Origin of the sequence: Flavobacterium fluvii, from assembly GCF_900129545.1 — a bacterium.
In the GTDB taxonomy this organism is placed as follows: domain Bacteria; phylum Bacteroidota; class Bacteroidia; order Flavobacteriales; family Flavobacteriaceae; genus Flavobacterium; species Flavobacterium fluvii.
Genome location: NZ_FQWB01000001.1, coordinates 192,397 through 209,432, shown reverse-complemented (window position 1 = coordinate 209,432; position 17,036 = coordinate 192,397). Strand labels below are relative to the sequence as shown.

Below are 17,036 nucleotides of genomic sequence, written 5' to 3'. Positions count from 1 at the left end.
ATGACAAATGAAAACATATGAACATTGATTTATTAAAACTGAAGGAAAAACTTAAAATTCTATCTGATGACGATTTTGATTTTGAAGTAGCTGATTATTTGTTAACAGTCAAATTTGATGGAAAGCCTCTTAGTCAAATCCAGAGACAAGTTGTATCAACAAATATTCTTGATAATGAAGTTTTCAATGGAGGTTTTGACCAATTTTACTTAAATAACGAAGACGAATATATTGACGACGCAATAGATGGATTACGTGAATTTGGGGCAACCAAATTTCTTGAACTTGCAATTAAATCAAAAGAAATTTATTTAAGAGACAAAGAGCTTTATACAAGTGACCGAAATCCTTATTTTGATCCTCTCGATGACAAATTTTATGAATTGGATCATTATGGTGAATTAAGGATTAACTATGTTAAAGCGCATCTTGACGAAATAATAGAGTAAATAAAGCAGTGAGAAACCGAGAACGTCTATCCGCGTGAGTGATGGCAGTGGAGCTCTCCCGATTTTTCATCGGGAAGCGGGAACGTACAGCACGACCCGAAGTTTTTCACGAAGGGTCACGCCCAAATAATTAAAATAAAATTGAATATGTTACACCAATTTAAATACAAAATAATTGCTTTTGTTATTCTGATTTCGGCTTTAAACAGCGGTTGTAAATCGGGAGCGGGGCATTCTAAAAAAGGAACTTCTGTGGTTTTGAAAGCCGATAATTTTAAGCATTATGTGGATTATTTCAACACGATGGAAGACGAGAATCTGAAATTTGCGATTCCGAATGACAGTGCTTGGGCGTGGATGGAAAAGAATGTTCCGTTGTTTGAATGTCCACAGCAGAATTTTGAGGAAATTTATTATTACCGTTGGTGGACGGCACGAAAACACATCAAGAAAACGCCACTTGGTTTCGGAATTACAGAGTTTTTAGTAGATCGTTCGTATGCCGATAAATACAATTTGATTGCTTGTGCGGTGGGACATCACATCAATGAATTTCGCTGGGTGCACGATCCGCAGTACATTGAACAGGATGTGAAAATTTGGTACCGTGGCAATGAAGGAAAACCGATGAACAAATTGTATAAATTCAGTAGTTGGACGGCTGATGCGTTGTACAATCGGTATTTGGTGAATAAGGATGAAAAATTCTTATTGGATATGTACCCGGATATGGTTACGGATTACGCCGTTTGGGAAAAAGACCGTCAGCGAAAAGATGGTTTGTTTTGGCAACACGATGTAAAAGACGGAATGGAAGAATCGTTGAGTGGCGGGCGAAAAGTACAAAATGCAAGACCGACGATTAACAGTTATATGTTTGGAAATGCCGTAGCGATTTCGAAAATGGCATCGATGAAAGGCGACAAGGAAGCGGAGGCTAAATTTAAAGCTAAAGCGGATGTTTTACAACAATTAGTGGAAACGAAATTATGGAATTCGAAAAGTGAATTTTTTGAAACGTTTACAGAAAAAGATACTCTGGCGCAGGTGAGAGAAGCGATTGGATTTATTCCGTGGTATTTTAATCTGCCACAAAAAGACAAAGGTTTTGAAAAAGCCTGGGAACAGATTAAGGATGAAAAAGGGTTTTCGGCACCTTTTGGTTTGACAACAGCAGAGCGCAGAAGTCCGCGTTTTAGAACTCACGGAACCGGAACCTGCGAATGGGACGGAGCGATTTGGCCTTTCGCGAGTTCACAGACGTTGACTGCTTTAGCGAATGTTCTGAATAATTACAATCAGAGTTTCGTTGCCAAAACCGATTACTTCAAGCAAATGGATTTGTATGTGCAGTCGCAATATTACCGTGGAAAGCCATACATTGGAGAATATCTGGACGAAACAACCGGTTATTGGCTGATGGGCGACAAAGAAAGAAGCCGTTATTACAATCATTCGACTTTTAACGATTTGATGATTACGGGATTGGTTGGTTTACGTCCGAGAGCGGATGAAAAAATTGAGGTAAATCCATTGATTCCACAGGAAAAATGGGATTGGTTTTGTCTGGATAATTTGTTGTATCACGGGAATATAATTACAATTCTTTGGGATAAAACTGGAGAGAAATACGGTAAAGGAAAAGGGTTTAGGATTTTTAAAAATGGAAAAGAGATTGGGGTTTCAGAAAAATTGGAGAAATTAGTGGCGGAGTAACCAATTTTTAAGTAATTCTTATCGAATCAAAAACGGATATCATCGAATCAAATCGTATCGTTTTATTAATATTTATAAAATTAAGACCAATGCCAAAAACAAAAGAAGATAGAATTAAGACTGTAATGGGAGGTGGTGGTCACGTCGTTATTCTTGGGGCTGGCGCTAGTATTGCTTCAACTTACAGAAATGGTGAATTGTATGGTAAAAAATTACCTTCAATGGACAATTTTATTGATGTTGTTGGACTTGGAGATTTAATTAAAGATTTACCTGAAAATTTAATCGCTAAAAATTTTGAAACATTATATAGTAATCTTCATAAAGATAATCCCAATTCTGATTTAATTAAAGAAATCGAATTTAGAATATCTGATTATTTTGGGGATATGAAATTACCTAATGAACCAACAATTTATGACTATCTAGTTCTTTCTCTTCGAGGAAAAGATTTAATAGCAACTTTTAATTGGGATCCTTTTCTTTATCAGGCTTGGATAAGGAATAAAGAATTTACTAATGACTTGCCTAGACTTTCATTTCTTCACGGAAATGTTGCAATTGGATACAGTGAAGAAGATAAAAGATGTGGACCAGCAGGAATGTATATGCGCAAAGACGGGGGATATTTTGAACCTACAAAATTATTATATCCGATAGAGCAAAAAAATTACACAGATGATGAATTTATAAATACTGAATGGGATAGATTAAAATATTGGTTAAATTCTGATTCAACTAAACTTGTAACAATTTTCGGTTATGGTGCGCCTAAATCTGATCTTGAAGCTGTCAAATTATTAAACGAAGCTTGGGGTACTGGTGAAAAAAGGAATATGGAGCAATTTGAAATAATTGATATTCGTGATGAAGAAATAGTTAGAGAAAGTTGGGATAATTTTATTCATTCTCATCACTATGATTATTCAACTAACTTTTTTGAAAGTTCACTTGCTGATAATCCAAGAAGAACAAGTGAAAGTTATTTTCAACATATTTTACCAATGTCACCGGATGAAGCATTTAGTGCAAGTAATCCCGTAAATTCAGAATTAAAAACATTTGATGAATTTTGGGAATGGCATAGACCTTTGATAGAAGCGGAAAACGAATATGAAGCAAAGAATAAATAAAAAGTTTAAAGACATAGAACTTATGAAAAAGTTTTTTTTACATCTTACATTAATCATTACACTTTTTACATTTTCGGCGCAAGCCCAAAACAAAATCAGCGTAATAAATCTGCAATGCGAAATGCTAAACAATCCGGAAGGAATTGATGTCGTTCAGCCTCGTTTGAGCTGGCAAATAAAGTCGGATGTAAACGATGTGAAACAAACGGCGTATCAAATATTGGTGGCTTCGACTTTAGAAAATCTAAATGCGGACAAAGCCGATTTGTGGGATAGCGGAAAAATCACAAGTAATGAATCTGTCAATATAATTTACAACGGAAAAAAGCTGGGAGACCGACAAAATGCGTTTTGGAAAGTAACTGTTTTTACGAATAAAGGCGAAATCAAATCGGCGGAAAACGCTCATTTCAGCATCGGGATTTTGACCTATGCCGACTGGAAATCCACACGCTGGATTGGATATGAAAAATTGTCGAAAGATGACAGCGTTTCTCAATATTCCAGATTGTCAGCCCGTTATTTGCGAAAAGAAATCAACCTGAAAAAACAAGTGAAATCTGCCAAGGTTTACATTATGGGAATGGGCTTGTATGAACTGTACATTAACGGAAATAAAATTGGCGATCAGGTTTTGGCACCCGTTCCGACGGATTATACCAAAAACGTAAAATACAATGTTTTTGATGTGACTTCGCAATTGAAAGAAGGCAAAAATATGTTGGGAACGATTTTAGGAAACGGACGTTTTTTTGCAATGCGTCAGGATTACAAACCGTATAAAATTAAATCATTTGGTTTTCCAAAAATGGCTTTGCAGTTGTTTGTCGAATATACTGATGGAAGCAAAGAGGTAATTAGAACAGATGATACTTGGAGATTAACCACCGACGGACCGATTCTATCTAATAACGAATACGACGGCGAAGAATACGATGCCCGCAAGGAAATGAAAGGATGGGCTACGACCAATTTCGACGATAAAAGCTGGATTAACGCCAGATACGTTCAGGAACCGGGTGGGTTTTACGAAGCGCAGATGTCGCCGAATATGAAAATAATGGGCGAGGTAAAACCTGTTTCGATTAAAGCGACTGCAAAAGGGACTTACATTCTCGATATGGGTCAGAATATGGTGGGTTGGTTGCAACTGAAAGTAAAAGGCAAAAGCGGTGACCAAATCACAATGAAGTTTGCCGAGTCTTTACAGGCCGATGGCTCATTGTACATTGCCAATTTGCGTGATGCGAAAACGACTGATATTTATACTTTGAAAGGCGAAGGCGAAGAAATTTGGGAACCACGATTCATTTTTCACGGTTTTAGATTTGTAGAAATTTCTGGTTTTCCGACCAAACCAACTTTGGAGAATTTCGTTGGAAAAGTGGTGTATGATGATATCAAAACCACCGGAACTTTTGAATCTTCGGATGCGACGATGAACCAGATTTTCAAAAATGCCTGGTGGGGAATCAGCGGAAATTACAAAGGAATGCCAATCGATTGTCCACAGCGAAACGAGCGTCAGCCTTGGTTGGGAGACCGAACAACGGGTGCTTATGGCGAAAGTTTTTTATTCGACAACCAGACTTTATATGCCAAATGGCTGGATGATATTAAATATTCCCAAACTCAGGATGGAGGATTGCCAGATGTAGCTCCGGCATTTTGGCGTTATTACGGGGATAACGTAACCTGGCCGGGAACGTATATCACGGTTGGCGATATGCTGTACCAACAATTTGGTGACAAAGAAGTGATCAAAAAGCAATATCCGTATATGAAAAAATGGATGGTGTATATGGAAGAAAATTATCTGAAAGATGATTTAATGGATAAGGATAAATATGGTGACTGGTGCGTTCCGCCGGAATCATTAGAGTTGATTCGTTCCAAAGATCCTGCCCGTTTAACGGATGGACAATTATTGTCGAGTGCGTTTTATTATCAGCTTCTGGGCATTATGAAAAAGTTTGCCAAAATCGCAAAAGCGGATGCTGATATTGCACATTATGATGATTTAACAACAAGAATCAAAAAAGCATTCAATGCCAAATTTTTAAATACTGACAAAAATTACTACGCTAATAATACCGTTACGGCAAATGTGTTGCCATTGGCTTTTGGGATGGTTCCTGAAAACTTGGTTGAAAAAGTGTTTAAAAACATGGTTCACGAAGTCGAGGTAACCAAACAAGGACACATTAGCACAGGCGTAATCGGAACGCAATTTTTGATGCGAACGCTGACGAATTTCGGAAGAGGGGATTTGGCTTATAAACTGGCTTCCAACAAAACCTATCCAAGTTGGGGTTATATGGTCGAAAATGGTGCCACGACCATTTGGGAATTATGGAACGGAAATACCGCAGATCCATCAATGAATTCGCAAAATCACGTAATGCTTTTGGGCGATTTACTGATTTGGTACTACGAAAATATGGCGGGAATCAAGAGCAATCCCGAAACTCCGGGTTTCAAACAAATCATTATGAAACCGGATTTTAATGCTGGACTGACTTTTGTAAATGCTTCTTACGAATCCATTTACGGACTGATTAAAAGCGACTGGAAGAAAAGCAAAAACAATTTAGAATGGAAAATTACCATTCCGGCCAATTCATCGGCTGTAGTGTATTTGCCAACAGCGAATGCTTCATCAGTAACGGTGAACAAACAAAAACTAGCTCAATTTTCATCCTCTTACAAAACAGAAAATAATAACATAGTCCTGACTTTAGAATCGGGTTCTTATGTTTTGAGTGTTAAATAAAAACACATTTTCCTAATTCAGGACTGTACAGGTTGCAAAATCATTTGTTTAGTGTTATTTTTACACTTAATATTTTTTTATCCTGATTTTTATATAATATATTGAAAATAAACGTAATACTATTTTAAATAATAAATAATGAAATTGAAACACATAACGATTGCCCTTTTTGGACTTTTATTTTTGGGAAGTTGCAAATCGACCATTGAAAACAAAATGGCTTTAAAAGACAAAAATTGGAAAGAGGGGATTGTATCCGAAGAATTTATATTCGAAACCGCTCCTTATCCATCTTGTCACGCGGCTACCATTGCCGAAACAACCAATGGCGATTTAATAGCCTCTTGGTTTGGTGGTACAAACGAAAGAGATCCCGATGTTGGGATTTGGGTGAGCAAACGCAAAAACGGAAAATGGACAGAAGGAGTTGAAGTAGCCAATGGAATAATGAAAGAAGGACCAAGATTACCCACTTGGAATCCTGTTTTGTACCAAATTCCAAAAGGAGATTTGTTGCTTTTTTATAAAATTGGTCCAAGTCCGTCTACTTGGTGGGGAATGCTATTGCGTTCTTCTGATGGAGGCGAAACTTGGTCGAAACCCGAAAAATTGCCGAATGACTTTTTGGGTCCTATCAAAAACAAACCTGTTTTGTTAAGCAATGGAACACTTTTAAGTCCTTCAAGCATCGAAGGAAAAGGAGGTTGGCATTTGCGTATGGAATCGACTCCCGATTTTGGGAAAACTTGGATTATGGGCGATACTATCGGTAAAAAACAAGATACAATTAACGCTATTAGTGCAATCCAACCGAGTATTCTTTTTCATAAAAAAGGAAAATTACAAGCCATTGGGCGAACACGAAACCGAAAATTATTCAGCACTTGGTCAACGGATAACGGGAAAACTTGGTCGGCTTTAGAACTTTTGAATCTGCCAAACAACAATTCAGGAACCGATGCGGTAACGATGAAAAACGGTGAACACGCATTGATTTACAACCACGTTTTGCCTTATGGAGATGATCCAAAAGGGGTTAGAACGCCACTAAATATTGCCGTTTCAAAAGACGGTGTTAATTGGAATGCTTCATTGGTATTAGAAGATTCAAGAATTGGTCAGTATTCTTATCCAGCCATAATTCAAGGTTCTGACGGGATGTTGCATTGTGTTTATACTTGGAGAAGACAACGCATTAAATATGTAAAAATCGATCCTTCAAAATTAGTTTCATTTCCTATAGTGAATGGAGTTTGGCCGGGCCCAACAAAAAAAATATACCAAGTTGCAGTTTGTGATTGGATGATTTTAAAAAGACAAAAGTTAGGTGCTTTCGAATTGGCCAAAACCATTAATTCTGATGGAATCGAATTGGATATGGGAGGTTTAGGCAACAGAGAAACTTTCGATAGTAAATTAGGAGATCCCGTAGAAAGACAAAAGTTTTTGGACAAATCGAAAGAAACTGGAGTTGAAATTAGTTCTATTGCAATGTCTGGTTTTTATGCCCAATCGTTTGCAGAGCGTGAAACTGTTGAAAAGATGGTAAACGATTGTATTGAAACGATGAAAAACACGAATGTTCAAATTGCTTATTTGCCATTAGGAACACAATGCGATTTAGTCAAACATCCTGAATTGCGTCCCAAGGTTATCGAAAGATTAAGATGGGCTGGCGAACAAGTCAACAAAATAGGAGGTGTTATCGCTGTAGAAACGTCATTGGATGCAGCAGGAGACAAAAAATTATTGGAAGAAATTGGCAATAGAAACATCAAAATTTCATTCAATTTTGCCAATGCCGTGGATAACGGAAGAGATATTTCAAAAGAGTTAAAAACATTGGGAAGAGACAATATTGCTCAAATTCACGCTTCGACTACCGATGGTGTTTGGTTACAAAACAACAAAGCAGTGAATTTGCCGGAAATCAAAAAAACCTTGGACAAAATGCAATGGGGTGGCTGGTTGATTATCGAACGTTCCAGAGATGTAAATCAAGTTCACGACGTGAAAGCGAATTATGGAGCCAATGTGGAATATATAAAAAGCATTTTCAAGAATTAAATTAAATGCCACGAAGTCACGAAGAAAATTTAGGTTCAAATGATTAATTATTATTGACTTTTAAAAACTTTGTGCCTTTGCGTCTTTGTGGCAAAATAAAATCACAATACAATGAAATATTTAAGTTTACTTTTTTTAGGATTATATGCGACTTTTGCAACAGCGCAAAACATCACCATTGTTCGTGATGCCAATGCTCCTAGAGCAACCTTCGGAGCTGAAAAATTATCAGAAATAGCAACCACCAAAGGATTCAAGGTAGTTTTTACGGACAAAACTCCCAAAAAATCAAAAGACAAAGTAATCGTTATTGGCGAGAAAGGAACCGACTTTTGGAAACAAAATTCAAAAAACGCTAAAATCGACGACAGCCAATTAACCAAAAAGGAAGGTTTTCAAATTTGTACGCAAAAAAACATCATTTACATTGAAGGAACCGATGCAACGGGAGCTTTGTATGGCACAATGGAACTGATTGACCGCATTAAATCTGCTGGCGAAATTCCCTCAGAAATCAATATCGAAGACAGCCCTGAAATGGTTTTGAGAGGAGCCTGTATCGGAATGCAAAAACCGGTTTATCTTCCAGGAAGGGACGTTTACGAATATCCGTACACACCTGAAACTTTCCCTTGGTTTTACGACAAAAAACTGTGGACAAAGTACCTGGATATGATGGTCGAAAACCGAATGAATTCTCTGTATTTATGGAACGGGCATCCTTTTGCTTCATTGGTAAAATTGAAAGATTATCCTTTTGCTGTGGAAGTAAGCGACGAAGATTTCAAAAAGAACGAAGAAATCTATAAATACCTGACTGTAGAAGCCAACAAAAGAGGAATCTGGGTGATTCAAATGTTCTATAATATTATCGTTTCCAAACCATTTGCGGAGCATTACGACATCAAAACGCAGGATCGTTCCAGACCCATTACGCCTTTACTTTCGGATTATACCCGAAAATCAATTAGTGCTTTCATCGAAAAATATCCAAACGTTGGATTGTTGGTTTGCCTTGGAGAAGCCATCAATACAGTCGATGACGACGTAGAATGGTTTACCAAAACCATTATTCCGGGCGTTCAGGACGGACTGAAAGCATTGGGAAGAACTGACGAACCGCCAATTATTTTGCGTTCTCACGACACTGATGGGCCTTTGGTAATGGAAAAATCGCTTCCGTTGTATAAAAACCTTTACACAGAAAGCAAATACACCGGAGAATCACTGACAACTTACACGCCGGGCGGACCTTGGGGAGAAACACACAAACAGTTGAGCGCTTTAAAATCAATCCACATCGAAAACGTTCACATTCTCGCCAATTTGGAGCCTTTCCGTTACGGGTCGCCTGACTTTATCCAGAAAACAGTTAAAGCGATGCACAGTGTTCACGGAGCAAATGCACTGCATTTATATCCGCAGGCATCCTATTGGGACTGGCCTTATTCAGCAGATAAATTGGCTGATGGAAAACGATTGTTAGAAATGGATCGCGACTGGATTTGGTACAAAGCCTGGGCAAGATACGCCTGGGACAGCAAAAGAGACCGAAACGAAGAAATCAAATATTGGGATAAAGACTTGGCTAATAAATATGGAACTGATACCGAAGGTGCCAATAACATCTTAAAAGCCTACGAAGAAACTGGAGAAATAGCCCCAAAAACATTAAGACGTTTCGGAATCACCGAAGGAAACCGTCAAACCTTATTGTTGGGAATGTTCGAAAGCCAGTTGGTCAATCCATCAAAATGGAGAGTATATCCGGGATTTCACGAATCGTGCGGACCGGCGGGAGAATTGCTTTTGGAATATGCCAAAAAAGAGTGGAACAAACAACCGCATTCTGGTGAATTGCCAACACAGATCATCGCCGAAATCACAGAACACGGAAGATTAGCCGTTGAAGCCATCGATAAAGCCGAGGCCAGCGTAACCAAAGACAAAGAAGAATTCCTGCGTCTTAAAAACGATGTACATTGCTATAAAGCTTTCGCTGATTTCTTTTCAGAGAAAGTAAAAACCGCCTTGTTGGTGTTGCGATACAGCTATTCCAATGATATTTCTGATTTGGATAAAGCGCTTCCACATCTCGAAAAAAGCATCGAATATTATGAAAAATTGGTCAATCTGACTAAAGATCATTATTTATATGCCAACAGTATGCAGACCGCACAACGTCGAATTCCGATTGGCGGAGACGATGGAAACAACAAAACCTGGGCAGAATTATTACCACATTACGAAAGAGAATTGGCTAATTTCAAGCGAAATTTAGATTTGCTGAAATCATCAAAAGATGGTAAAGTTGTAACCAAAGAAAGTAAGCCGTGGAAAACAGCCGAGGTAACTTTATTAAGCGAAAGCAAAGGAACTTACGCAGTCAAAAACGGAACTAAAGTGTACGGAACGCCAATTTCGGAACTGACAAAAATAGCTCCAGAACTGCAAAATCTAAAAGGAATCGCTTTCGATGAAGCATCACAAAACGAAAATGGAACGCACCTGAAATTCAAAAATACCAAAGCCGTAAAACTGGTGGTGGGTTATTTCAATTCCGATCAGAAAAGATTTTTATTTCCGCCAAGTTTAGAAACAGACGCGTCTGGAAATGCTCACGGTCAGGCCGAAGTGATTTTGGCAAGTGCGATGAATTTGAAGGAATTACCAAGGATAAACATTCACACCTACACCTTTCAGCCAGGCGAAAACAAACTCGATTTAGGCAAAGGAAGAGTATTGATTTTAGGATTTATTGATGCGAACCAAACCGTTACGACCCGTGATGTCGGTTATATAGACGAAGGCGAAAAAGGGGCTATCGATTGGCTATTTTATTAAAATGAAGAAATTAAATTACATACTATATTTCTTATTGATAACTTGTTTTGCCTGGTCGCAAAGCAATAACAAGTCTGCGAAGTTTCGTAAAGAAGTCTCGCTGAATGACTCTTGGGAAACAATTATATTGAACCAGCTTCCCGAGCAGGAAGAAAGTTTTGTGCAAAATCCAAAAGTCGATGTGCAATGGCAAAAAGTAAACGTCCCCCACAATTGGGATCAGTATTACGGTTTTCGTAGAACCAAACACGGTAATTTACACGGAACCGCTTGGTATCACAAAACATTACAATTAGACAAACAAGATACTTCTAAAAGACTTTTTCTTTATTTTGAAGGCGTAAGTTCATACGCGACCGTTTGGGTAAACGGTAAAAAAGTAGGGGAACACAAAGGTGGAAGAACCACTTTTACAGTCGATATTACCAATGCCGTTTCTTTCGAAAAAGCAAATGATATAATAGTAAAAGCATCACATCCATCCTTCATTGCCGACTTGCCTTGGGTTTGCGGAGGCTGTTCCGGAGAGTGGGGATTCTCAGAAGGCTCACAGCCAATGGGTATTTTCAGACCTGTAACTTTGGTCGTTACCGATGAAGTTCGAATAGAACCTTTCGGCGTTCATATCTGGAATGACAAAACCACTTCCAAAGAAAAAGCAGTTCTGAACATTACTACAGAAATCAAAAACTACGGAACTTCAAACCGAAACCTTACTATCGAAAACACCCTTTTTGATAAAAACGGAAAGAAAGTTGTTAGCGTAAAAACTGATACCAAAAATACGTCTGGAGAAATAAAACAAATAGCACAAACACTTCCGGAAATTGCAAACCCGAAATTGTGGTCACCAGCAAATCCGTATTTATATGAATTGGTCACTACAATTTCTGAAAACGGAAAAAAAATAGATGAATTAAAAACACCGTACGGAATCCGTTGGGTAAGCTGGCCGGTGAGCCGTGACGGAAAAGACAACCGTTTTTACATCAACGACGAACCATTGTTCATCAACGGAACCTGCGAATACGAACACTTAATTGGAAACAGCCATTCATTTTCTGATGAACAGATCCATTCCAGAATCGAACAAATCAAAGCTGGAGGATTCAACGCCTTTCGCGAAGCACACCAGCCTCATAATTTAAAATATCAGGAAGAATTAGACCAAAACGGAATCCTTTTTTGGAGTCAGTTTTCGGCACATATTTGGTACGACACACCCGAATTCAAAGAAAATTTCAAAACCTTATTAAGAGAATGGATTAAGGAACGCCGAAATAATCCGTCGGTAGTGATGTGGGGATTGCAAAACGAAAGCACGATTCCAAAGGAATTTGCCGAAGAATGCACCAAAATCATCCGCGAAATGGATCCAATGTCGGCTTCGCAGCGCATCGTTACCACTTGCAATGGAGGAGAAGGAACTGATTGGAATGTCGTACAAAACTGGTCAGGAACCTATGGTGGCGATCCGTTTAATTATGATGTCGAAATGAGCACGCAATTATTGAATGGTGAATACGGTGCCTGGCGCTCACACGATTTGCACACCGAAGGCGAGTTTGACCAAAAAGGAACTTTGAGCGAAAACCGTTTTTCGCAATTGATGGAAATAAAAGTTCGCGAAGCCGAATCGGTAAAAGATAAAATTGCAGGACAATTCAACTGGCTTTTTGCTTCACACGAAAATCCGGGACGTTCGCAAAATGGCGAAGGTTTCAGAGATATAGACAAAGTTGGACCGGTAAATTACAAAGGACTTTTCAGTATTTGGGGCGAACCTTTAGATGCGTATTATATGTACCGAGCCAATTATGTTTCGAACAAAACCAACCCGATGGTGTATATCGTTTCGCACACCTGGCCAAATCGCTGGGATGCTCCGGGAATCAAAAACGGAATCGATGTCTATTCGAATTGTGAAGAAGTAGAATTGTTCAATGATATCAATAAAATATCCCTCGGAAAACTAAAAAATCCGGGATTAGGTCAGCATTTTCAATGGAACAATGTCAACATCCAATACAATGTTTTATACGCCGTAGGTTATGTAAACGGAAAAGCCGTTGCCAAAGATTATATCGTTTTGAACAATTTGCCAAAAGCACCTAATTTTACGAAATTAGAAACTAAAAAAGAAACGCTTCTACAGCCTCAAAAAGGATATAATTATATTTACAGAGTCAACAGTGGCGGTAGCGAAATCACGGATTCTCTCGGGAATTTATGGCAGGCCGATGTTCATAAAAGCGGAGATAATACTTGGGGTTCTTTGTCGTGGACAGATAATTTCAAACAATTACCAGATTTTTATGCAAGCCAGAGAAGTACTTTCGATCCAGTTTCAGGAACAAAAGACTGGAAATTGTTCCAAAGTTTCAGATACGGAATCGACAAACTGCGTTACGAATTCCCAGCGCCTGACGGAGAATACTTGGTAGAAATGTATTTCACAGAACCCTGGTACGGAACTGGTGGCGGACTCGATTGCAAAGGCTGGCGTCTGTTTGACGTAGCGATCAATGACAACGTGGTGCTGAAAGATTTGGATATCTGGAGTGAAGTTGGACACGATTCGGCGCTAAAGAAAACCTTCTTAGTAAAAAGCAAAAATGGTAAAATCACGATTTCTTTCCCGAATGTAAAAGCGAGTCAGGCAATTATTTCGGCTATTGCGATTGCAACCAAAGATAGAACGGTAAAAGGAGCTTCTGCATCGCCAAGAAACATTCAGAATGTCGCAGGAAATTCAGAAACTAAAATTGGTTCCTGGCTGGATATTAATTCGAAACAATATTCCGATTCGGATATTAGTTTTACAAAATTACCATCCGAATTATTTGGTGCCGATTATATTCAGTTTTCATCTAAAGAAACAATGGCATCAGGTACGTTTATTTCAAAAGAAGATTCGAATATATTTGTCTTGGCAGATAAGAAAGAAACGATTTTGGTAGGTTATAAAAAATTGGAAGAAACCGTAAAAAATAGTATTGGAACTGAATTTATAGTCTTTCAGAAAAAAGTAAACAAAGGTGAAAAAGTGGCTTTTGCAGACAATTCGACAATTGTAGTCGTGCCTGTTTATGATATGGGCGAAAAAGACGATTCAAGACCCGTTGTGCTTTTAGAAGCAGAAACCGCCAAAATCACTGGAACCGGAATCGAAAAAGGCAATTTCAAAAAAGCGGATTACATTGAATTTAAGGAGAAAACAAAAAACAGTATTCAGTTTGAAGTAAAACCCGGAGTTGCCGGAATTTATTTGATGCGCTTCCGATTTATGAACCGAAATGAGACACCGTTAAAAGTTAAATTTAAAATGGAAGATGCCTACGGAATCCTGATGCGAAACGACACGATTGAATTTCCTTCCGCAACAGAAAAATGGAAAGTTTTGAACACAACTTCCGGCGGTTACATTAATGCAGGAACCTATAAAATCACGATAGAATCAGACAATATGAAAGGATTGCTTTTGGATTCTTTTGAGTTTCAGTAGGAAGAGAATAGAAGAAAGAATAAAGAAGATAGACGTCATAGTAAAAAAGAATCTGCTAAATCTGCGTGCAAAAACTTTTAAAACTTAAATGACTTATATGGTAAAAAAAATAATTACAATGGTAAAAAGAATAGAAATTGTATTGGTGTTATTGCTTTCAATAGCAAGTTTCGCGCAAGCCAAAAAAGCCAGAATTGTAGAAGATTTTAACAAAAACTGGAACTTCAAATTAGGTGATCACCCACAGGCAATCAATGCTGATTTCAGCACTGCGGATTGGAAAAATTTGCAATTGCCCCACGATTGGAGTATTGAAGGCGCATTCAATAAAGATTTTCCAACAGGAACTAAGCAAGGATTTTTGCCAGCAGGAAAAGGCTGGTATCGCAAAACATTTGTCTTGCCAAAAGATTGGGCAGGCAAATCGATTTCGATAGAATTTGACGGTGTTTTCAAGAACAGCGAAGTATTCATCAACGGTCATTCGCTGGGAATGCGTCCTAGTGGATACATTTCCTTTGCTTATGAAATGACTCCTTACCTGCATTTCGGGAAACAAGAAAATGTTATTGCCGTAAAAGTCGATAACGATGCTCAACCCAATTCCAGATGGTACACAGGTTCGGGAATTTACAGAAATGTGCGTTTGGTGGCTGCCGAAAAATTGCACGTAGCACATTGGGGAACTTATGTAACCACTCCCAAAATCAGCAAAGAAAATGCATCGGTACATTTTGAAGTGACTATAGAAAACAAGGCAAATGCTGAAAAAGAATTCAAATTTGTCACCTCCATTGTAGACGCTAAAAATAAAGAAGTAGCCAATGCAGTTTCAACAGAAAAAATCGGTGCCAATTCCAATTCTAAAAAAATACATAATTTGGAAGTGAAAAAGCCAAATTTATGGGATACCGAAAATCCGTATTTGTATAAAGTGCTTACCAAAATTTACGAGAATAAAAAATTAGTGGATACTTATGAAACACCATTAGGAATTCGATTTTTCTCTTTTGATGCTGAAAAAGGATTCTCTTTAAACGGAAAACCTACCAAAATATACGGAGTCTGTCTGCATCACGACAACGGAGCTCTGGGAGCTGTAGAAAACATTCACGCCGTTCGCAGAAAATTGACATTGTTGAAAGAAATGGGTTGCAACGCCATTCGTATGTCTCATAATCCGCATTCGTTGGAGATGATGCAATTGTGTGATGAAATGGGTTTCATTGTTCAAGACGAAGCATTTGATGTTTGGAAAAAACCAAAAGTAAAGAATGATTCTCACAAAGAATGGGATGCGTGGTACAAAAGAGATTTAGAAGATTTAATTTTGAGAGATCGCAATTATCCTTCGGTGATGATGTGGAGCATTGGGAACGAAATAAGAGAACAATTCGACAGTACCGGAATTGCGATTACCAAAGAATTGGCGCAAATCGTAAAAAATCTGGATACCACTCGTACAATAACAAGTGCCTTGACCGAAAATATTCCAGAGAAGAATTTTATTTATCAATCAGGAGCTTTGGATTTATTGGGATTCAATTACAAACACGAAGATTACAAAGAATTTCCAACGCGTTTCAAGGGACAAAAAATAATTGCTTCCGAGACTGTTTCTGCTCTCGAAACCCGCGGACATTATGACCAGCCTTCGGACGTGGTTAAAGCGTGGCCCGTTAAATATGGAGCCACCTTTGATGGCAATGCAGATTTTACGGTTTCGGCTTACGATAATGTAAAATCATTTTGGGGTTCGACGCACGAAGAAAGCTGGAAAGCGATAAAAAATTCCGATTTCATTGCTGGTACTTTTGTGTGGACTGGTTTTGATTATATCGGTGAACCCGATCCATACCCATTTCCGGCGCGCAGTTCGTATTTCGGAATCATCGATTTGGCGGGACTTCCAAAAGATGTCTATTATATGTACCAAAGCGAATGGACGAAGAAACCCGTTTTGCACATTTTTCCGCATTGGAACTGGACCGCAGGGCAGGAAGTCGATGTTTGGGCGTATTACAACAATGCCGATGAAGTGGAGTTGTTCCTGAACGGAAAATCATTGGGTAAAAAAGCAAAACAAAATGATGATCTGCATATTTTTTGGCGTGTAAAATTCGAACCGGGAACGCTGAAAGCCATATCCAGAAAAGACGGAAAAGTGGTTTTAGAAAAAGAAATCCATACGGCCGGAGCAGCTTCCAAAATAGATTTAAAAGTAGATAAATCAACCCTTAAAAATGACACTTATGATTTGGTTTACGTGACCGTTTCTATAGTAGATAAAGACGGAAATTTAGTTCCAAACGCCAATGACCTAATCCATTTTGAAGTCACGGGCGGAGGGAAATTGGTTGGCGTTGACAACGGTTATCAGGCGAATTTAGATTCATTTAAATCTAATTCCTGTAAGTTGTTTAATGGTAAATGCATTGCGATTATTCAGTCGAATGGGAAGAAGGAAAAGATTCAGTTAAAGGCTTCTGCAGCCAATGGAGTTGCACCGTCAACGATTGACGTGAAAGTGGAATAAAATAATGAAAGAA

The 17,036-nt window shown here is 38.4% G+C and carries 8 protein-coding genes; all 8 read left to right on the top strand.

Annotated features, from left to right (window positions below):
- Positions 1-17: 17 nt before the first annotated feature.
- Positions 18-449 carry a DMP19 family protein gene (locus BUC16_RS00915; RefSeq protein WP_073367240.1) on the top strand — a complete coding sequence of 144 codons (432 nt, stop codon included), beginning with the start codon at positions 18-20 and terminating at the stop codon, positions 447-449.
- A 147-nt stretch (positions 450-596) separates the two neighbouring features.
- On the top strand, positions 597-2,165 hold the full coding sequence (locus BUC16_RS00910) for an MGH1-like glycoside hydrolase domain-containing protein (RefSeq protein ID WP_073367238.1): 1,569 nt from the start codon (positions 597-599) through the stop codon (positions 2,163-2,165).
- An 89-nt stretch (positions 2,166-2,254) separates the two neighbouring features.
- Positions 2,255-3,298: a hypothetical protein gene (locus BUC16_RS00905; RefSeq protein ID WP_073367236.1), complete on the top strand. Its 1,044-nt coding sequence runs from the start codon at positions 2,255-2,257 to the stop codon at positions 3,296-3,298.
- Positions 3,299-3,320: 22 nt separating this feature from the next.
- A complete protein-coding gene (locus BUC16_RS00900) occupies positions 3,321-6,071 on the top strand; it encodes a glycoside hydrolase family 78 protein (protein ID WP_073368613.1) in 2,751 nt (916 codons plus the stop codon).
- A gap of 138 nt (positions 6,072-6,209) precedes the next feature.
- A complete protein-coding gene (locus BUC16_RS17845; RefSeq protein ID WP_084546065.1) occupies positions 6,210-8,138 on the top strand; it encodes an exo-alpha-sialidase in 1,929 nt (642 codons plus the stop codon).
- A 111-nt stretch (positions 8,139-8,249) separates the two neighbouring features.
- A complete protein-coding gene (locus tag BUC16_RS00885) occupies positions 8,250-10,982 on the top strand; it encodes an alpha-d-galacturonidase (protein ID WP_073367235.1) in 2,733 nt (910 codons plus the stop codon).
- Position 10,983: 1 nt separating this feature from the next.
- Positions 10,984-14,487, top strand: coding sequence for a malectin domain-containing carbohydrate-binding protein (locus BUC16_RS00880; protein WP_073367233.1), 3,504 nt, complete (start codon positions 10,984-10,986; stop codon positions 14,485-14,487).
- Positions 14,488-14,605: 118 nt separating this feature from the next.
- Positions 14,606-17,023, top strand: a complete 2,418-nt coding sequence (locus tag BUC16_RS00875; protein ID WP_073368611.1) for a glycoside hydrolase family 2 TIM barrel-domain containing protein — start codon at positions 14,606-14,608, stop codon at positions 17,021-17,023.
- Positions 17,024-17,036 lie beyond the last annotated feature (13 nt).